Origin of the sequence: Methylobacterium sp. Leaf465 (assembly GCF_001424705.1) — a bacterium.
Taxonomy (GTDB): Bacteria; Pseudomonadota; Alphaproteobacteria; order Rhizobiales; family Beijerinckiaceae; genus Methylobacterium.
In genome coordinates this window covers 129,576-146,806 of record NZ_LMRA01000007.1, presented here as the reverse complement: position 1 = coordinate 146,806, position 17,231 = coordinate 129,576, and the positions used below count along the sequence as shown (strand labels likewise).

16 protein-coding genes and 1 pseudogene are annotated in these 17,231 nt (G+C 72.0%); 9 read left to right on the top strand and 8 right to left on the bottom strand.

What is annotated here, in order from left to right:
- Window positions 1-65: 65 nt before the first annotated feature.
- The gene (locus ASG51_RS06915; protein WP_244480078.1) at window positions 66-1,571 is read left to right on the top strand and encodes a carbohydrate porin; all 1,506 of its coding nucleotides are present in this window, start codon (window positions 66-68) and stop codon (window positions 1,569-1,571) included.
- Window positions 1,572-1,634: 63 nt separating this feature from the next.
- Here ASG51_RS06915 and ASG51_RS06910 read toward each other — a convergent pair whose 3' ends face one another.
- Complete coding sequence (locus ASG51_RS06910) at window positions 1,635-2,882, bottom strand: MFS transporter (RefSeq protein ID WP_056349642.1); 1,248 nt, start codon at window positions 2,880-2,882, stop codon at window positions 1,635-1,637.
- Between the two features lie 429 nt (window positions 2,883-3,311).
- Complete coding sequence (locus tag ASG51_RS06900; RefSeq protein ID WP_056379880.1) at window positions 3,312-3,578, bottom strand: hypothetical protein; 267 nt, start codon at window positions 3,576-3,578, stop codon at window positions 3,312-3,314.
- Between the two features lie 512 nt (window positions 3,579-4,090).
- Between ASG51_RS06900 and ASG51_RS23215 the strand changes: the two are divergent.
- From ASG51_RS23215 to ASG51_RS06875, 5 genes and pseudogenes are all read left to right on the top strand, one after another.
- Window positions 4,091-4,757, top strand: a pseudogene (locus tag ASG51_RS23215) (transporter).
- A gap of 170 nt (window positions 4,758-4,927) precedes the next feature.
- The gene (locus ASG51_RS06885) at window positions 4,928-5,248 is read left to right on the top strand and encodes a hypothetical protein (RefSeq protein ID WP_056379872.1); all 321 of its coding nucleotides are present in this window, start codon (window positions 4,928-4,930) and stop codon (window positions 5,246-5,248) included.
- A gap of 208 nt (window positions 5,249-5,456) precedes the next feature.
- A complete protein-coding gene (locus ASG51_RS06880; RefSeq protein WP_056379870.1) occupies window positions 5,457-6,734 on the top strand; it encodes an MFS transporter in 1,278 nt (425 codons plus the stop codon).
- 290 nt (window positions 6,735-7,024) lie between these two features.
- Window positions 7,025-7,294 (top strand): hypothetical protein, encoded by a 270-nt coding sequence (locus ASG51_RS23945; RefSeq protein WP_156389602.1) that lies wholly within the window; start codon window positions 7,025-7,027, stop codon window positions 7,292-7,294.
- A gap of 162 nt (window positions 7,295-7,456) precedes the next feature.
- Complete coding sequence (locus ASG51_RS06875) at window positions 7,457-10,198, top strand: heparinase II/III family protein (protein ID WP_056379868.1); 2,742 nt, start codon at window positions 7,457-7,459, stop codon at window positions 10,196-10,198.
- A gap of 63 nt (window positions 10,199-10,261) precedes the next feature.
- Here ASG51_RS06875 and ASG51_RS06870 read toward each other — a convergent pair whose 3' ends face one another.
- The 6 genes from ASG51_RS06870 to flhA all read right to left on the bottom strand — a co-directional run bounded on the left by ASG51_RS06870 (window position 10,262) and on the right by flhA (window position 14,893).
- The gene (locus ASG51_RS06870) at window positions 10,262-10,708 is read right to left on the bottom strand and encodes a hypothetical protein (RefSeq protein ID WP_056213214.1); all 447 of its coding nucleotides are present in this window, start codon (window positions 10,706-10,708) and stop codon (window positions 10,262-10,264) included.
- A 15-nt stretch (window positions 10,709-10,723) separates the two neighbouring features.
- Window positions 10,724-11,053: a hypothetical protein gene (locus ASG51_RS06865; protein ID WP_056213212.1), complete on the bottom strand. Its 330-nt coding sequence runs from the start codon at window positions 11,051-11,053 to the stop codon at window positions 10,724-10,726.
- Window positions 11,054-11,059: 6 nt separating this feature from the next.
- Window positions 11,060-11,551, bottom strand: coding sequence for a rod-binding protein (locus ASG51_RS06860; protein ID WP_056213211.1), 492 nt, complete (start codon window positions 11,549-11,551; stop codon window positions 11,060-11,062).
- Window positions 11,552-11,638: 87 nt separating this feature from the next.
- Window positions 11,639-12,040: a hypothetical protein gene (locus tag ASG51_RS06855; protein WP_056379866.1), complete on the bottom strand. Its 402-nt coding sequence runs from the start codon at window positions 12,038-12,040 to the stop codon at window positions 11,639-11,641.
- 4 nt (window positions 12,041-12,044) lie between these two features.
- Entirely contained in the window at window positions 12,045-12,815 is a 771-nt protein-coding gene (gene fliR, locus ASG51_RS06850; protein ID WP_056213207.1) for a flagellar biosynthesis protein FliR, read from the bottom strand.
- Window positions 12,812-14,893 carry a flagellar biosynthesis protein FlhA gene (flhA, locus tag ASG51_RS06845; RefSeq protein ID WP_056213205.1) on the bottom strand — a complete coding sequence of 694 codons (2,082 nt, stop codon included), beginning with the start codon at window positions 14,891-14,893 and terminating at the stop codon, window positions 12,812-12,814. Before flhA ends, fliR begins: the two co-directional genes overlap by 4 nt.
- 247 nt (window positions 14,894-15,140) lie before the next feature.
- Here flhA and ASG51_RS06840 point away from each other — a divergent pair, with 247 nt between their 5' ends.
- From ASG51_RS06840 to ASG51_RS06830, 3 genes are read left to right on the top strand one after another with little or no spacing between them, the layout of a single operon-like run.
- On the top strand, window positions 15,141-15,392 hold the full coding sequence (locus ASG51_RS06840) for a hypothetical protein (protein ID WP_056213202.1): 252 nt from the start codon (window positions 15,141-15,143) through the stop codon (window positions 15,390-15,392).
- Between the two features lie 48 nt (window positions 15,393-15,440).
- Window positions 15,441-16,202, top strand: a complete 762-nt coding sequence (locus tag ASG51_RS06835; RefSeq protein ID WP_056379863.1) for an allophanate hydrolase subunit 1 — start codon at window positions 15,441-15,443, stop codon at window positions 16,200-16,202.
- A complete protein-coding gene (locus ASG51_RS06830) occupies window positions 16,202-17,227 on the top strand; it encodes a biotin-dependent carboxyltransferase family protein (RefSeq protein ID WP_056379861.1) in 1,026 nt (341 codons plus the stop codon). Before ASG51_RS06835 ends, ASG51_RS06830 begins: the two co-directional genes overlap by 1 nt.
- Window positions 17,228-17,231 lie beyond the last annotated feature (4 nt).

Sequence of the window (17,231 nt, the reverse complement as noted above, 5' to 3'; positions counted from 1 at the left end):
TGCGAACGATCGGACTACGACCACCCAACCCGGCACCAAGACCGGCCACGCGAACACCACGGACCATGAGGGGACGACAGATGGGCACGGGATTGAAGACGGCTGCCATCGGCCTGGGACTGGTAACGCTGACGCTCGGATCGCAGGCACAGGCGCAGGATGCGGCCACCGCCGGGTTCGGCGTTCCCGACACGGCTCAGCGCCCGGCGCTGCGCTCTCCGGGCCGATTGCCGCCCCGTCCCGACGGCCAGGACATCACCGGAGCGCAGAGCGCGGCCGGGGCGGCGGACACCCTGGGCCAGAGCGCGACGCCCGCCACCCTGCCCACCGGCGTGTTCGATCTCGGCCACGGCCTCACCCTCAGCGCCAACTACACCGGCCAGGCCGCCGCCAACCCCATCGGCGGCATCCGCCAGGGCCGCGCCTATGCCGGGCAGCTGTTCTTCGGCATCGATGCCGACCTCGACCGCATCGCCGGCCTCGCCGGAGGCGCCCTCCACGTCGCCGTCACCAACCGCCACGGCGACAACCTCGCGGGCGACTTCATCGGCAACAACACCTCCGTCCAGGAGATCTACGGCGGCGGACAGACCACCCGCCTCACCCTGCTCAGCTACGAGCAGAAGCTGTTCGACGACCGCCTCGTGGTCGAGTTCGGCCGCCTCGTGGCCAACATCGCCTTCCTCAACTCGCCGATCTACTGCAACTTCCAGTCCAATTCCGCCTGCGGAAACCCGACCTTCGTCTTCAAGACCTCGAACTTCACCTTCTGGCCCGTCTCCAGCTGGGGGGCCCACGCCAAGGCCTGGCTCACCGACCGCATCTTCGTCCATGCCGGCGTCTACGAGGTCAATCCCCGCCACCAGCAGCCCGGCGACAACGGCCTCGACCTCTCCACCCGCGGCGCCACCGGCGCGGTCCTGCCCTTCGAGCTCGGCTACTCCACCACCTTCGCCAACGACCCCCTGCCCCGCAACTACGGCATCGGCGGATGGTACGACGCCTCCGACTACGCCGACCCCGTGCGCGACATCACCGGCCAGCGCGCCGTCCTCACCGGCCTGGCCCCCGCCACCCGCTTCGGACGCTCGGGCGTCTATGCGCGCTTCGACCAGATGGTCTGGCGTCCCGATCCCGGCGCCGTCCAGGGCCTGACCCTGTTCGGCGTGGCCATGGCGGGCACCTCCGGGCGCCTCGTCGAGGACTACTTCCTCGAGATCGGCGCCCTCCAGACCGGCACCTTCGCGGACCGGCCCTTCGACACCCTAGGCTTCGTCGTCAACACCCAGCGCTTCTCGCCCCTGGCCCTGTCCAACATCGCCGCCGTCCAGGGCACCCTCGGCCTCGACCGCGCCCTGCCCCGCCAGCAGATCATGATGGAGCTCAACTACGGCATCCAGGTCACCCCCGCCGTCCGCCTCACCCCCAACCTCCAGTACATCATCAACCCCGACCAGACCCGCTTCCCCGCCTACCCAAAGAACATCCCCGATGCCCTCGTCGTCGGCGCCAAGCTCTCCGTCGACCTCTTCACCCTCGCGGGCCTCGCCACAGGACCCGGGGCGTACTGACGCGGCGGCTCCGGGGATGGGGTCCCGTGGGCCTGCGCATCGCCTGCGGCGGCCGGGACCTTCTCAGGCCCGCTCCGCCGAAGGCTCCGGCATGCGCGTGAGGAGGAGCGCCGAACCGATGCCGATGGCCGCCGAGACGAGGAACGCCGCAGTGAAGCCGCTCCAATCGACGATGCTCCCGGCCAGCACGTTCGAGAGGGCGATGGCGACGCCCTGGACCGTGGCGATCACCCCCGAGGCGAGGTTGTAGCGGGCCTTGTCCTCCATGAGGTCGGCGATCACCAGGGGCTTGATGGCGCTGTAGAGGCCGGTGCTGACGCCCTCCAGGCCCTGCACCGCGAAGAGCCAGATCGCGTCGTCCGACAGGGTGTAGAGCAGCGCGCGCACCGGCAGCATCGCGAAGGCGAACAGGAGGATCGGTTTCCGGCCCCAGCCGTCGGCGAAGCGCCCGACCAGGATGGCCATGGGCAGCATCACCGCCTGCGCCGCCACGATGGTCGTCGAGGTGATGGCGGCCGACCAGGTCTCGTGGGCCAGGGAGATCTTCTGCGCGACCAGGGAAGCCATCGGCCCGTTGGCGAGCTGGAACAGGAAGATCGCGGCGGCGAAGACGAGGAGCGGGCGATTGCCGAGGAGCACCTTGAAGGCGGCCCCCGAGCGCGGCTTCGGCTTCACCCCCTCGGCGAGTTCCCGCCCGACGATGTCCCGGGGAATTGACAGGACCGCCGCGGCGGCCGCGAACGACAGGGCCGGCACGAGGAAGAACACCGCCCGGTCGGGAAAGCCGTAACCGACCAGCGCGATCAGGACGGCGATGACGACGTTGCCGGCCCGGTACCAGGCGCTGTTGCGGCCCATCCGGCGCGACAGGCGCGCCTTCGGGAAGATGCCGAGGGTGAGGCCCGCGATGGTCGGGGTGAAGCTGCTGCCCGCCGCGGTCAGGACCGTGAAGGCGAGGAGCACCGGCCAGAATTGCGGCCAGAGCGCAATGACCACCGCCCCGGCGGAGGCCGCCATCAGAGCGGCCACGATGGCCCAGCGCTTGTCGCGCGCGCGGTCGATGACGGCCCCGAGGGGGGCCTGCAGGCCGACGCCGACGAGCCCCGCCAGGGTCGTCACGAGGCCGACCGTGGTCGCGCTCCATTCGCGGTGCACCAGCAGGAAGACGTTGAGATAGGGCCGCAGCCCGCCATTCACGTCGACCAGGGTGAGGTTGAGCAGGTCAAACTTGCGCGGATGCAGGTCCTTCGCGGTGCCCGCCTCGTCTTGTCCCTCATCTTGGCCGCCGTCTTGTTCCGCCCTGTGCGCCATCGCTCTGTGTTGCCCGTTCCGGTCCCGCTGTGACCGGATGTGACGTCCCGGCGGTCGTTGTGTTCCCGGGCGGGCGGCATCGGGAGGACGACGAGGGGGTCGGGCATGGTCGCCCCCGGGCGCGCATGGCGCGACCCGCCACGGCGGAGGCCGGGCGGGTCGGTGTGAGATCTTGTCGGTCGGGAACGGCTCAGAGGTTGAGAAAGGTCTGGGCCGAGCCGACGAGGGTGAAGACGAGTCCGCCGGCGAAGGCGGCGATCATGGCGTAGGAGAAGCCTTTCAGCAGCATGGGGGTCTCCTCGGGGTGTCCGGTCGGGTTGGGGTGTCCGATCAGCAGCGGNCCGGCGAAGGCGGCGATCATGGCGTAGGAGAAGCCTTTCAGCAGCATGGGGGTCTCCTCGGGGTGTCCGGTCGGGTTGGGGTGTCCGATCAGCAGCGGTTTCCGCCCGAGGTCTGGCCGTACTGCTGGGTGGGGAAGTTCTGCTGGTTGGCGTTGCCCTCGGCGGCCGAGCTCATCGGACAGCTGTAGGGGTTTCGCAGGGGGGCGACGCTGCGAAACTCGAGCGAACCGGTCGTTTCGACGTCGGAGGGCGAGAAGGCGGTGTAACGGGACGGCCTTTCGAAAGCCATGGCGGACGAGATCGGAGCAACGCCGAGGACGAGGGCGGCGGCGAGGGCGGCGATACGGGTCTTCATTGTGGCTATCGGGCTCCTATACAGTGCGAACNATGGCGGACGAGATCGGAGCAACGCCGAGGACGAGGGCGGCGGCGAGGGCGGCGATACGGGTCTTCATTGTGGCTATCGGGCTCCTATACAGTGCGAACYGKTTTTCTTGGTTCGCTTCATCTGTCTGAACCCAATATGGGGCCTCGATCTCAGCCATGACGTGCGGCCAGGCACGTAGAAGACAGGATTAAACGGCGGGGCCTGAGATGAGGGGTCACCCCGTCTCGATGCATCATGAATACATCTTGGACAAAGGTGCCGTAAGTCTCTGAGGACGGTCGGCCCGCGCCCCTCCGCCCGGCGCGGGCGCGGGCCACCGGACTAAAGCGTGGCGGGCAATCGTCTGACAGGAAGACGCTGGGTTGCCGGCCGCCGACCGGCGGCACCTGTCCCCGGGCAGCCGAGCCAGGGAGACATGCGTGATCCGCACCATTGCCAAGGCCCTCCGTCCGACCATCCGCCGCCGGCGCGGCGGCAAGATCCTTCTCGCCCTCCCGCTCCTGCCCCTCCCACTCCTGTCCCCGGCCCCGGCCCTGGCGGGGTCCGCGGCCCAGCCGGGCCAGACCATCGGCCTCCCGGCCGGCGCCCAGCTCCCGGTGGGTCTCTACTTCGTCAACACGTCCAGCTTCGGGGTGCGCGACACGCGCCCGCTGGACTCGGAATCGAACGTCAACCTGCCGGCCTTCGTCTGGGCGACGCCCTGGACCCTGTTCGGCGCACGCCTGAACCTCATCGCGATCCAGCCCGTCGTCGCCTCGAGCCCCCGCGGCACGCCCTACCAGAGCGGCATCGGCCAGCCGCTGCTGGCCGGCCAGCTCGCCTGGAACCTCGGCAACAATTTCGGCGTCAGCTAAGAAGTTCGGCAAATGGGAGGTCGGCCCCGTGGCCTTCGCCTCCACCGACCTGCCGACCCGGTTCCCGGGCTATCGCCGCCAGGGCCAGATCGCGGTGGGTGGCCTCGTCGGGTACAATTTCGGCCCGGTGAACCTGCAGGCCTACGTCACCCAGGACGTGGTCGAGCGCAATTACGGAGGCCGCGAGACCCGAGGCTGGCTCCGGGTCATCGTGCCGATCTACAAGGAGGACACCAACGCCGCCGCGCCCACCCTGCCGGTCGCGGGCCCGGGCCGGATCGCAGGCCGGTAGCCGCTGCCTGCGCGTGGTTTATTGAATTCTCTATGAATTCCTCAAGTCCACGTGCAGGCCAGGCCGGATAATCCATGACATTAATGTCAAGCAACACCGCGGAACGTCAAGTTCGGAACAGACTTACAGCCGCACTGTGCCGCTCGTGAGCACATGACTGGAAGTCTCACATGAAAACCCTCGCCATGGTTCTGGCCTCCGGCCTGATGTTCGCCAGCTTTTCCCTCGGCTCAGCCTCGGCCGCTCCGGGCCTGACCCCGGCCGAGCGGATGCGCGCCAGCTCGTCGATCGGCCACGCGGGCAACTACAAGGCGCGCAAGTACCACATGCGCCATCGCGGCCATCGCCACGACGCGATCCACCATTCGCGCGCCCATCGCCTGCACCACACCCGCAACCGCCTGATGCACGGCGATCCGAACGCCCGCAATCCGATGCTGCCCGGCTACGCCCAGCAGCGCGGCAGCACCTCGGGCGGCCCGCGCTACTGAGGCCGCCCGCGCGGGGCAAAGCCCCGAGGCGCCGTTCGTCGCCTTGCGCGGAGTGTCCGGGGCGGCCCCGCGCCGCGCCGATGACCCGTCCGGCCCGGCCGGCGCATCCCATCGGATGGGGTGACGCCGGCCGGCCGCGTCGGCTAAGCACGGGGTCCGCGCGGCCCGGACGGCGGCGCCTGGCCGGCGTGAGCGAGGACCGGACCCGATGCCGCCGTGGCCGCCGAGCCTGCAGGACGCGCGCTGGCGGGTCGGCCTCTTCACCCTGCTCTACCTCTACCAGGGGCTCGTCGCCGGCTTCGCCCTGACGGCGCTGGCCAACCACTTCGCCGCCGTGGGCGCCTCCACCGCGGAGGTCGGCCGGCACCTCGCCGTGGTCGGCCTGCCCTGGGTGCTGCAGCCCCTGCTCTGGGGGCCGGTGATCGACCGGGCGACCCCCGACCGCATGGGGCCGCGCCGCCGCTGGCTCGTTCTGGCCTTGGCCGCCGCACAGGCGAGCCTCGCCGGCCTGCTCCTCCTCGGCGGCGTCCCGAGCCTCACGGCCGTCAGCCTCGTCCTCCTCCTGCACAGCCTGGCCGCCTCCCTGGCGGACACCGCCACCGACCGCCTGATCGCCGACAGCGTGCCGGCCGGCGAACTGGGGCGCACCAGCGCGGCCACGCGGGCGGGCTTCGTCCTCGGCAGCGCGGCCGGGACCGCCCTCTTCGCCTGGGTGCTGGAAGCCGGGGGGTTCGCCGCGGCGGCGGGCGCCCTCCTCGGTCTGACCACCCCCATCGCCCTGGCAGCCGCGCTCGTGCGCGAGGCCCCGGGGGACCGGCTCCTCGCCTGGCCGCGGCGCGGGCCGGCCCGTGCGGCCGGACCGGGCCGGATCGCCGCGGCGGCCGCCTTCGCGCGCGGGCTCGCCGACGGCTTCCGGAGCCGCGACGCCGCGCGCCTGCTGGCGCTGTGCTTCGCCATCGACTTCGCCCTGGCGCTGTTCCAGGTGCCCTTCGCCGTCGCCCTGGTGCAGGTGCATGGCTGGGACGCGGGCGGACTCTCGCGCCTGCAGGCCCTGCTCGCCCTCCTGGGCGGAACCCTCGGGGCAGCGGGCATCGGCGCCTCCGTCGACCGCCTCGGCCCGGGGCCGGCCCTGCGCGCCCTCCTGGTCGCCTGCGCGGCGGCCTTCGGGATCGCGGGCGGGTTGATCGCGGCCGGGCTGGAAGCGGCCACGGGGCCCGTCATCCTGGGCCTCGCCAACGTCGTGCCGGCCCTCCTCTACGTCGCCCTGCTGCCGACCGTCCTCCTGGCGAGTCGGACCGGACGGGCCTCGGCCACGCAGTTCCAGATCTACATGGCGGCGATGAACCTCGGCGACGTCGCGGGCTCGGCGCTCGCCAGCGGCCTCGCCGCGGCGGTTCCCCCGAGCCTCGTCGCCCTCGGCGTCGCCCTGCTGTTCCTCATCGGCACCCGCGTCGCCCGGGTGATGGGCGCACCACTGGCTGCGTGACCGCGAGATCAGGGAGCCGTTCACAAGGCGAGAACAGGGGAGCGCTGGCGGGACCCCGCGCCCCCTACCGTCCCGACGAACGTGCATTTTGTACTCGTGCCGGTCTCTACTCCTCCGGTCGACAGCACGTCGCCCTCCTCATCGCACCCCGTTTCCCGGCACGGGCCGGACCTGCGACATGGTCCGGCCAGGCGCCTTGCGAGGGCGTTCTCTAACGCCCTGCACCCATTCCTGGGACGGCCGGGATTCCCGGAACGTCCGGTCGGGCATCCGGCACCGAGCCCCCGAGGATGCGGATCGCGACTGATCCCGCATCCCGGCTCCGCGCCGGCGCACCGTTCCAGCAGGCAGGCGCGATCGAAATTGGATCGCGGATCCGACCGATCAGAATGTTCCAGTCCGCGATCGCGTATCGCGAAGCCGACGGCAACGGTCCGGTTTCCCAGAGCCTTTCCGCTCTCGCGCAGGACCACCACCAAAATCCGCATCCGGGCCATACCGGCCTGACCGAAACCGCCGGTCGGAACTGGGCACCGGCTGTCGGGCATGCTGCCCCCTGAAGGCCGGCGGATGCTTGACACGGAGCGACCCAACCGCCTCAGTGGCGGCATCGCGCCGACACCGGGGCGCCCTGGACCACCACATCGGCCAGACCGACTTACCCCCGCGCCGCACCCCGCCTTGCCGATGTCCCCTCCCCCCGCCTCCGCCCGGTCCGCCTCGTGAGCGAACCGAGCGCGCCCGGCCTTCGGGTCCTGCTGCCCGAGGCCGCCCGCTATGCCGGGGGCGCGCGCGTCGGGCCGGGGGAGAACGAGCATTGGGTTCCGGCCAAGAACCGCTGGTCACGGGTGGTGCTGCCCTTCGGGGGGCTGATGCCGGAGGCGTGGTGCTGCCTCGGCTTCCGCCTCGCCTGGGCGGCGGAGGAGGCCGCCGGGTCCGCCCTCGACTTCGCCCTGGTGGGGATCGACTTCCTGGCCGAGGACGGCTCGAGCCTCGACTTCGACCACGTGCCCGGTCTCGACCGGACGCTCCTCGACCCGCACGGAACCTGGATCGCCGGGCCGGCCGCCCTGCCGCCGGAGACGCACGGGGCGCGGGCCGGGCGCCTCCAGCTCGCCTTCCGGGTCCCGGCCCCGGCCACCCGGATCACGGTGACGGTCCGCTCCTGGCGCAACAGCGCGCCGTTCGCAGTCTCGGAAGCGCGTCTCGCCCAGGGGACGGATCTGGCACCGTCGCCGGCCCTGATCCCCCGCGCCCGGCACCGCCTCGGGCCGGAGCCGGCCTGGCGCGACCACGCCCTGGTGCCGGGCTGCGGCCTCGTGCTGCGCGGCCAGCTCCACACGCCGCAGCCCGGCACCCACGCGGCGCTTGCCCGCATCGTCTACCGCGACCGGTCCGGGGCGGAGCTCGCCCCCCCCTATCCCGGGACCCTCTCGGTGCCGGGGCTCGGGGCCCTCGTCGACCTCTCCGCCCACCAGCAGGCCCGCCGCTTCACCCTGGAGCTCCAGCCCCCCGCCGGGGCGGCGCGGGTGGCGGTGGGCTTCGCCACCTGGGAGGCGGACGGGCCGGAAGCCGAGCTCCTCGCTTCGCCGGAGGTGGCCCTGGAGGACCGGATGCGGCTGGAGAGCCTCTGCGCCGACGACCTCCTCGCGGCCCCGGATTTCCTTGCCCGCCTGGCCGAGCGCCTGTCCCTGCCCGGGGCCGCCTTCGCGGGCTGGTGTCCGCAGCCCGAGGCAGTGGCCACCGTGCCGGCGGTGCTCGCCCGCGCCCGGGCGATCCAGCGCGGCGAGGGCCACCGCGCCGCCGGCCTCGACCGGGCCCTGCGCCTCGCCGGCCAGCCCGCCTGGACCCTGCCGGAGGCGCCGGACTGGACCGAGGATCCCTTCCGCTCGGTGCCCTGGCGCCTGGAGTACCAGTCCCTGGCCTGGCTCGCGGCGCTGGCCGAGGCACCGGGCGGCGGCGCCACCGCCGTCGGCCTCGCCCTGTCCTGGTCGCGGGCCAACCCCTGGGGGGCGCCCACCGACGGCCTCGCCCTGCACCCGGCGGCCCTCGCCGCCCGCACCGAGACCTTGGTGCGGCTCCTCGCCCGGGCCGGCAAGCCCGGCGGCCCGGCCTCCCTCACCCTCACGGGCGAGGCGGTGCGGCACGGCTTCGCCCTCGCCGAGATTCTGGGCCAGAACACCTTCGGCCGCTCGATCCACCAGCTCCAGGCGGCGGCGGCCCTGCGCATCGTCGCCCGCGCCCTGCCACTGCTGCCGCTCGCGGCACACTGGCTCGCCCTGGCCGAGGCCGCCCTCGAGACCGGCCTCGCGCCGCTCCTCGACGCGGAGGGGCGGTTCTCCGACCCCGCCCTGCACCCGCGCCTCGAGCTCCTGACCCTCCTGCGCGCCCTCGGGCTCGGCCTCGACGCCGACGACCCCGCCGAGTCGGCGCTCAGGGGCCGCCTCGACCGGCTCGTGGCGGCCGGGCTCCCGGCGGTCGCCGGTCTCCTCGATCCGACCGGGCGCCTGCCCCCGTTCGGGGACGCGCCCGCCGGCGAGGATGCCGCCGGCTGGATCGGGCGCCTCGGTGCGCAGGCGGGTCGCGCACTCAGTGCGACGCGCTGGTCCGGAGACGCGCGACCGCGACGCGACCGTCCCGGTATACCACGCGTCACCCTGGAGCCCGCCGCGGGCCGCGTCGACCCGTCCTCGGGCATGATCGCGCAGCGCCACGACGCCCCCGGCCGCGGCTGGGGCCACTTCGCCTGCACCTTCGCCAGCCAGGGCCAGGGTCCCGGACCCGGCCACCGGGACGTCGGCTCCTTCGTCTACGCCTGCGAAGGGGTGCGCTGGATCGTCGAGGCCGGCGGGTCGAGCCAGGTCGAAAGCGGCGCCGCCCGCCACCACCTCCTCTCGGGGGCCGGCCACAACGTGGCGGCCCTCGACCAGCGCGAACCGATGGCGGGCCCCGCCCTCTACCTCGGGGCCGAGCGCCTCATCGGCGCCACCGCCCACCGCCTCGCCACGCAGGTCCACGGTCCCGACGTCGCGCACCGGCGCGTTTTCCTCGTTCTCGACGACCTCTCCGGACTGGCGGTGTTCGACCGCTTCAGCGGGTCGGGCAGCCTCAGCTTCGAGGGCGCGGTCCACCTATCGCCGGAGATCCTGCTGGCCCTGGCGGGTCCGCGCCGGGCCATGGCCCAGGCCGGGCGCCACCGGCTCTCGCTCTCCCCCGTGGCGGTCGCCGGGCGCTGCGCCGGCCTGACTCTCCGCAACGGCTGCAACGCCCATCCGGGGGCCCTGCGGGGCTTCGTCGCCGCGGCCGCCGGCGGCCTTCAGCCGACGAGCGTGCTCGGCTACGCCTTCGCCGGTGCCGGCACGGTCTGCGGCGGTCTCGCCCTCGCGGCCGATGCCGATGCCGACCGGCGGCTCACCGCCCTCCTGGACGAGCCCGCCTTCGAGCGCCTGCTGGCGGAGGCGTGAGGCCCATCCTCGGGCACGGACTTCGCATGAGGAAGGGAGGTCCCTTCGGGATCGGACATCCCTTCAGGAACGGACTTCGCGCTTGGCGACGAAGTTGAATTCTTCGACCAGCACGTCCTTGACCACGTCGGAGCCGAGGCGGGCGTTCACCTGCTTGCGGATCTCGGCAAGGCGCTGAGTGACGTTGTAGCGGGACAGGCGTTTGAAATCGATCGCCGGGTCCGTATAGATCTGCCGGAACGTCTCATCGACGACGAAGGCATTCGGCGGCACAGAGAGCGTGTGCATCAGCCGCGCATCGGCAGTAAAGACCAGGACGGCGACGATGTAGCCCTGTACTTTGCCATCAACGACCATCGGCACATTGATGGGTGGCAGTTTCTGGTACTGGAGACCTTCGAGGTAAGGCTCGGTTTTCTTGGCGAACAGCCCCGCCCCCCAGGTCACCGCGGCGTAGCAGGACAGGATGGTGAGGCCGCAGATCCACAGGCCGGTGACGAGGATGCGCATGGCGGGGAGCGGACCTCAGCGCCGGACGTGGCCGGAATAGGTGCCGTCGGATTCCGCCGCGCGCAGGGACTCCGCGACGATGCCGGAGATCTCCTCGACGGCCCGCAGGTGCAGGCCGACGGCGTCCTGATTGCGCTCGAGGGCGCCGCGCAGACGCAGCAGCTGGTCGAGCACCGGCGTGTCGAGTTCGGCGGGATCGAGGTCGCGGGTCAGGCGGGTCAGTTCGAGGAGGCTCTGGCTCTTGCGACGGTTTACCGCTTCCTGGTCGACGGGGTGATGCGCCAGCAGGGCCTCGGTCTCCGCCGTCACGGTGGCTTCCAGGCGCTTCAGGGATGCGAGCAGCATGGGGTTTCAGCTCTCCGAAGTCTTGGTCGACGCGGTCTTGGTCGACGGCGCGACGGCCGCCGCGGGCGGGTTCAGCGGACGCGCCGCCTCGAGCATCCGGGCGATGCCGACGCCGCCGGCCCGGGCGACCTGCGTTCCGACCTGATCGGCGAGCATCGACTTCCAGATCCCGCCGGCATTGCCCTTGCCGAAGACGGCGCTGGCCTTCGAGGGCATCATGGTCTCGACGAACTGGCGCAGGACGAAGGCCTCGAACTGCTTGTAGGGATCGCCCGCCTTGCCGGCGCCCGAGACCGCGTTGTCGGTCTGCAGGGCGGTCAACGTCCCGCGAGCGTCGAGGGGCATGTGCACCGAGACGCCGGCCATGCGGTAGGCATCGCCGAACGCCGCCGGATCGGTCCCGGGGGCCGACAGCTTCGCGGCGGCCTCCTGCACGCGGCCGGGATCGGCGGCGCGGGCCACATCGAGGACGATGTCGGAGGGAGGCGAGATGCTCATGGCAGGCGCTTCAGCGGGTTCGGGGAGCCGGTCCCCGGAAGGCATAGGCGCCCTGGCTTTCGGCAGGCTTGCATCGTGGCCTGGGGATCAGTCGAGCGGCCTTGCCCCGCGTGCGGTCATGAGGTCGAGCTGCTCGAGCAGGGCGTGCTGCTCGCGCTCGTGGTCGCGCAGCTTCAGGAGGCTGTCGGCCTGGCGCTCGGCGCGCTTTTCGGCGAGGCCGCGGGCCTTCAGTATTTCAGACAGTCGTGTCGAGGTCGCGCCGAGTTCGCTCGCCTCCGTGGCGAGGGCGCGCAGGCGCCGCGCGGCGGCGTCGAGGAACAGGCCGTGCATGGTCTCGCCGGCCAGGGTGGCCAGCATGGCCGCCCGGTCGGCCTCGACGCGGGCGGTCTGAGCGCGGTTGGCGGCGAGGTCGCGCTCGGCGAGGCCCCGCATCTGCTCCTGGACCTTGAGCAGGCGCTGAGCGCGCAGGAGCCGGAGGCGGGTGGTCATGGTCTCAGCCCCGGCGCAGGTAGTCGAAGTAGCCCATGACGAACTGCATCATGAACTCGTTGCTGATGAGGTACAGCAGCATCAGGCCGCCGGCCATGATGAACGGCGTGGCGATGAAGTAGACCGGGATCTGCGGCACGAGCTTGTTGATGAAGCCGGCGGCCAGGTTCACCGCCACTGCATAGACGAGGAACGGCGCGGTGATGCGCAGGCCCAGCACGAAGGCGGTGGTCACCTGGTCGACGATGCGCACCAGGGCGACCTGCGAGCCGATGCCCTCGCCGGGCGGGATCCGGCCGTAGGAATCGACGAGGCCGCGGAACAGCTCCCAGTGCAGGTCGGCGGCGAACAGCAGGGCGGCGGCGGCCATCATGATCATCGCCTCCACCGCCGGCACCGGGTCCATGCCCTCGGCCACAGACCCCGGCATGCCGCCGAAGCCCACCATGGTGGCGGCGGCGTTCACCACGGTCTCGAGGACCACGTAGTAGATCCGGCCGAGGAAGCCGAGGACGAGGCCGGTCAGGCTCTCGGTGACGATCCAGCCCAGGGTGGCGCCGGGATCCTGCGCGGCGAGCTTGCCCTGGAACAGGGGCAGCAGCATCGGGGTCAGGGCGAGCGAGACCGCCAGCGCGATCAGGAGGCGGACCTGCGCGGGCACGCGGGGGCTGGAGAAGCCCGGCACGATGAGGAGGCAGGCGCCGACCCGGCAGAAGATCAGGAACACCCCGAGAAAGCTCTCGGGGCCCAGCACCGCCAGGAGCGGCGCCGTCACGAAATCGTCCCGAGGGATCGGATCTCGACCCCGCGCGCGATCTCCAGGTGCGAGAGGACGGCGAGCGTCGGATAGAGCCGCTCGATGATCATGCGCACGTAGGGGCGGGCGTCCGGCGCGGTCACGAGGGCGAAGTTGCGGGTCTCGCGCATCTGCTTGCGGATCGCCTCCGACGCCTCGGTGCCGAACTGCTCCACGAGGCGCGGGTCGATGTCGAACTCGATGACCTCGCCCTTGCCGTCGCGCTTCAGGCTCTGGTGGAAGGAGAGGTCCCAGGCGCTGCCGAGGCGCAGCACCGCGAGCACGCCGTTCTCGGCGAGGTCGCCGCAGATCTGCTGGGCGATGCGCATGCGGACGTGCTCGGCGATCTGCTCGGCCCGGCGGGCATGGGGCGTGATCTCCGCCACGGCCTCCAGGATGAGGTGCAGGTTGCGGATCGAGACCCGCTCGGAGAGCAGGAGCTTGAGCACCGCCTGCAGGCCCGAATAGGAGATCTGCGAGGGGCAGATCTCGTCGAGCAGGCGCTTGTACTCGGGGTCGAGCCGGTCGAGCAGGTTGCGCATGTCCTTGTAGGACAGGAGCGTGGGCAGGTTGTTGCGGATGACCTCGGAGAGGTGGGTCAGCAGCACGGAGGAGCCGTCGATGGGCTCGAAGCCGCCGCGCCGCACTTCGCCCGCATAGGCGTCGAGGACCCAGCGCGCCTTCATGCCGAAGGCGGGCTCGCGGACCTCGTCGCTCGGCACGTCCGGCACGGGCCCGTCGCCGGTGACCACGAGGAGCTCGCCCGGGCGCAGTTCCTGGGTCGCCACCACGGTGCCGTGGATGAGGATCTGGTAGCATTTCGGCGGCACGGCCAGGCTGTCGGTGAGCTTGATGTCGGGCACGACGAAGCCGTACTGGCGCGCGAACTTGCGGCGCATCTTGGCGACCCGGTGCGACAGCTCGGACTGCGTCCCCTGGACCTGGGCCGCGATCTGGCGCCCGAGGCAGAGCTCGATCTCCGGGGTCTTCAGCGACTCCTTGACGGATTCGCGCAGCGCGACCTGCTTCTTCTCCTCCTCGGCCTCCGCCTTGGCATCGACGATCGCCTTCTGGGCGGCGAGCTTCTTCGGGATCGCGTAGGCGGTGAAGGCCATCAGCCCGGAGAGCGCCATGAAGGGCACGAAGGGCAGGCCCGGCACCAGGGCGAACAGGAACATGAGGGCCGCGGCCACCGAGAGGGCGCGCGGGTAGGCCCCGAGCTGGCCCATCACCGCCTGCTCGGCGGTGCCCCGCGTGCCGCCCTTCGAGACCAGGAGGCCGGCGGCCAGCGAGACGATCAGGGCGGGGATCTGCGAGACGAGGCCGTCGCCCACCGAGAGCTTGGTGAACACGTCGGCCGCCTGGCCCAGCGGCATGCCGTGGCGGGTGGTGCCGATGATGATGCCGCCGAACACGTTGACGGCGATGGTGATGAGGGAGGCGATGGCCTCGCCGCGCACGAACTTGGAGGCGCCGTCCATGGAGCCGAAGAAGGCGCTCTCCTCCTCCAGCTCGCGCCGGCGGTGCTGGGCCTCCTTGTCGTCGATCAGGCCCGCGTTCAGGTCGGCGTCGATCGCCATCTGCTTGCCGGGGATCGCGTCGAGGGTGAAGCGCGCGCCCACTTCGGCGATGCGGGTGGCGCCCTTGGTGATGACGAGGAAGTTCACCGTGATCAGGATCAGGAAGACCACGATTCCGATGACGAAGTCGCCGCTCATCACGAACTGCGAGAAGCCCTGGATGACGTGGCCGGCCGCCGACACGCCGTGCTGGCCGTTGGCCAGGATCAACCGGGTGGTGGCGATGCCGAGGGCCAGGCGCAGCAGGGTCGCGATCAGCAGGACGGTGGGGAAGGCCGAGAATTCCAGCGGCTTCTTGATCCAGAGGGCCACCATCAGGATCAGCACCGACAGGGCGATCGAGAAGGCGAGCCCGATGTCAAGCAGGATCGCCGGCACCGGCAGGAACAGGATCGCCAGGATGGCGACGATGCCCGCCGCGAACCCGATGTCCCTCTGGGACCGGCGCTCTCCTGCGATCGTGGCGCTTGCCGCCATGGCGGATCCTCAACCCCCGTGAATCAACACGGGCTTGTCGCGCCGCAAGCTTGCGCGAGGGTCGCCTGGCATCGGGCACGGCCTCGGAGACGCGACCGAACGGGCGCGACGCGCGTTGAGGGGACGTCGATTCCGCCGCGCGGGTGCGCGCGTGCTAAGATCATTGTCTGCATCGGCGCCGCGCGTTGGGATTTCGAACCCAGCGGGCGTCGCCCGTCCCGTGTCCCTGGAAAGTCCCGATCGCCCCATGCCTGATCTACGCCTCGTCCTCCCCCTCCTCGGTGCCGTCCTGGTTTCGGGCACCGCGTCGGCCGAACCCACGCCGATCCGCGAGCTGCTCAAGCTCTCCTGCACCGGGGACTACCTCGAGCACTGCAGCATGCATCCCCCCGGCGGACCGGAGGTCGAGGCCTGCTTCCGGCAGAACCTGCGCAAGCTCTCGCCGGACTGCGCCCGGGCGATCCGGTCCTACCAGCGCGAGAAGAAGTCCACCCGCTGAGGGCCGCCCGCGCTGGGCCCCCCGCCGCAACCGTCTCAGGATCACCCCGTGTCGCAGGCCGAGGCCAGCACGCCGACCGATCCGGACGCCGTCCGGTTCCGCGATGCCGGCGAGGCGGCGCTCGTCGTCGAGTTCGGGGCGCGGGTCGATCCGGCCCTGAACGCGCGGGTGCTCGCCCTGGACGCGGCCCTGGCGCAGGACCCGGTCGCCGGCATGCTGGAGACGGTGCCGACCTATCGCTCGCTGATGATCCACTACGACCCGCTGGTGCTCGATCGCGACGCCCTCGCGGCCCGGGTGGGCGGTCTCCTCGACCGGCCCCCGGCAGGATCGCGCCCCGGCCGCACCTGGACGCTGCCCTGCTGCTACGACCCGGCCTTGGCGGAGGATTTGGCGGAGGATCTCGGGGCGGTCGCCGACTGGGCCGGCCTGGCGCCCGCGGATGTGGCCGCGCGTCACGCAAGCGGCACCTACCGGGTCTACATGTACGGCTTCGCGCCGGGCTTCGCCTATCTGGGCGGCCTGCCGGACGCCCTCGCGATTCCCCGCCGCCGGACGCCGCGCCCGCCCCATCCCGCCAACGCCCTCCTGGTGGGCGGCGGCCTCGCGGCGGTGGCGACCGTCCCGATGCCCACGGGCTGGTACGTCGTCGGCCGGACCCCGGAGCGGCTCTATTCCGAGGCCCGCCCGCAGAGCTTCCTCGTCGAGCCCGGCGACGGCTTGCGCTTCGAGCCGATCGACGCGGCCACCTTCGCCGCTCTCGAGGCCCGCGCGGCGCGCGGGGAGATCCTCGCGCGGAGGGACCCGTGATGGACGGATCCGTGACGGCGCAGGCCACGCTTCGGATCCTCTCGGCCGGGGCGGGCGTCACCCTGCAGGATGCCGGCCGGCACGGCTATCTCCGCTACGGCATCACGCCGGCCGGGCCGATGGATCCCCTCGCCCACGCCACCGCCAACCGCGCCCTCGACAATTCCCCGGGCGCCACCGCCATCGAGGTCTCCCTCGGCGGATTGTCGCTCACGGCGGAGGCGGCCGCCCTCGACGTCGCCCTGGCGGGCGGCGACCTGCGCATCGACCTCGACGGGCGCCCCCTGCCCGGTGCCGTCGCCCTCACCCTGCGGCCGGGCGCGCGGCTCACCCTGCGGGCGGGCCGGGCCGGGGCCTGGTGCAGCCTGGCGGTGGCGGGCGAGATCGCCGTGGCGCCGGTGCTGGGCTCGACGGCGACCCACACCCGCTCCGGGCTCGGCGGCCTGCACGGTCGCGGCCTGCGGGCGGGCGACGCCCTCGCGGTCCGGGCTGCGCGCGCCTCGGTCGGCGACCCGTGCCGCCTCGCGGCGCCCTGGCTGCATCGGCCGCCGGACGTGATCCGCGTCGTCCTCGGACCGCAGGACGATCTGTTCGAGGCGTCCGCCATCGAGACCTTCCTGGCGGGTCCCTGGCGGATCGGCCCGCGCGGGGACCGCATGGCCAGCTTCCTCGAGGGCCCGTCCCTCCGGGCTCGGACCCACGACATCGTCTCCGACGGCATCGCCATGGGGGCGATCCAGGTCCCGGGCTCGGGCCAGCCCCTGGTGCTCATGGCCGACCGCCAGCCCACCGGCGGCTACCCGAAGATCGCCACGGTGATCGGCGCCGATCTCGGCCGCCTGGCCCAGGCCCAGGCGGGCACGGCGTTGCGCTTCGCCGCCGTCGACCGCGCGCAGGCGGTGGCGGCGCGGCGGGCGGAGCGCGACGCCCTGATCCCCGACATCCCGCGCCAGCCCGTCCTGCGCACCGACTTCCCGTCCGAATTCCTGCTCGGGACCAACCTCATCGACGGCGTCGTCGGTTAGGATC

Excerpts from the sequence above, each read along its gene's own strand:
- ASG51_RS06915 (WP_244480078.1), top strand. The coding sequence starts at position 66 with ATGAGGGGACGACAGATGGGCACGGGATTGAAGACGGCTGCCATCGGC.
- ASG51_RS06910 (WP_056349642.1), bottom strand. The coding sequence starts at position 2,882 with ATGGCGCACAGGGCGGAACAAGACGGCGGCCAAGATGAGGGACAAGAC.
- ASG51_RS06900 (WP_056379880.1), bottom strand. The coding sequence starts at position 3,578 with ATGAAGACCCGTATCGCCGCCCTCGCCGCCGCCCTCGTCCTCGGCGTT.
- ASG51_RS06885 (WP_056379872.1), top strand. The coding sequence starts at position 4,928 with ATGAAAACCCTCGCCATGGTTCTGGCCTCCGGCCTGATGTTCGCCAGC.
- ASG51_RS06880 (WP_056379870.1), top strand. The coding sequence starts at position 5,457 with ATGCCGCCGTGGCCGCCGAGCCTGCAGGACGCGCGCTGGCGGGTCGGC.
- ASG51_RS23945 (WP_156389602.1), top strand. The coding sequence starts at position 7,025 with ATGCGGATCGCGACTGATCCCGCATCCCGGCTCCGCGCCGGCGCACCG.
- ASG51_RS06870 (WP_056213214.1), bottom strand. The coding sequence starts at position 10,708 with ATGCGCATCCTCGTCACCGGCCTGTGGATCTGCGGCCTCACCATCCTG.
- ASG51_RS06865 (WP_056213212.1), bottom strand. The coding sequence starts at position 11,053 with ATGCTGCTCGCATCCCTGAAGCGCCTGGAAGCCACCGTGACGGCGGAG.
- ASG51_RS06860 (WP_056213211.1), bottom strand. The coding sequence starts at position 11,551 with ATGAGCATCTCGCCTCCCTCCGACATCGTCCTCGATGTGGCCCGCGCC.
- ASG51_RS06855 (WP_056379866.1), bottom strand. The coding sequence starts at position 12,040 with ATGACCACCCGCCTCCGGCTCCTGCGCGCTCAGCGCCTGCTCAAGGTC.
- flhA (WP_056213205.1), bottom strand. The coding sequence starts at position 14,893 with ATGGCGGCAAGCGCCACGATCGCAGGAGAGCGCCGGTCCCAGAGGGAC.
- ASG51_RS06840 (WP_056213202.1), top strand. The coding sequence starts at position 15,141 with ATGCCTGATCTACGCCTCGTCCTCCCCCTCCTCGGTGCCGTCCTGGTT.
- ASG51_RS06830 (WP_056379861.1), top strand. The coding sequence starts at position 16,202 with ATGGACGGATCCGTGACGGCGCAGGCCACGCTTCGGATCCTCTCGGCC.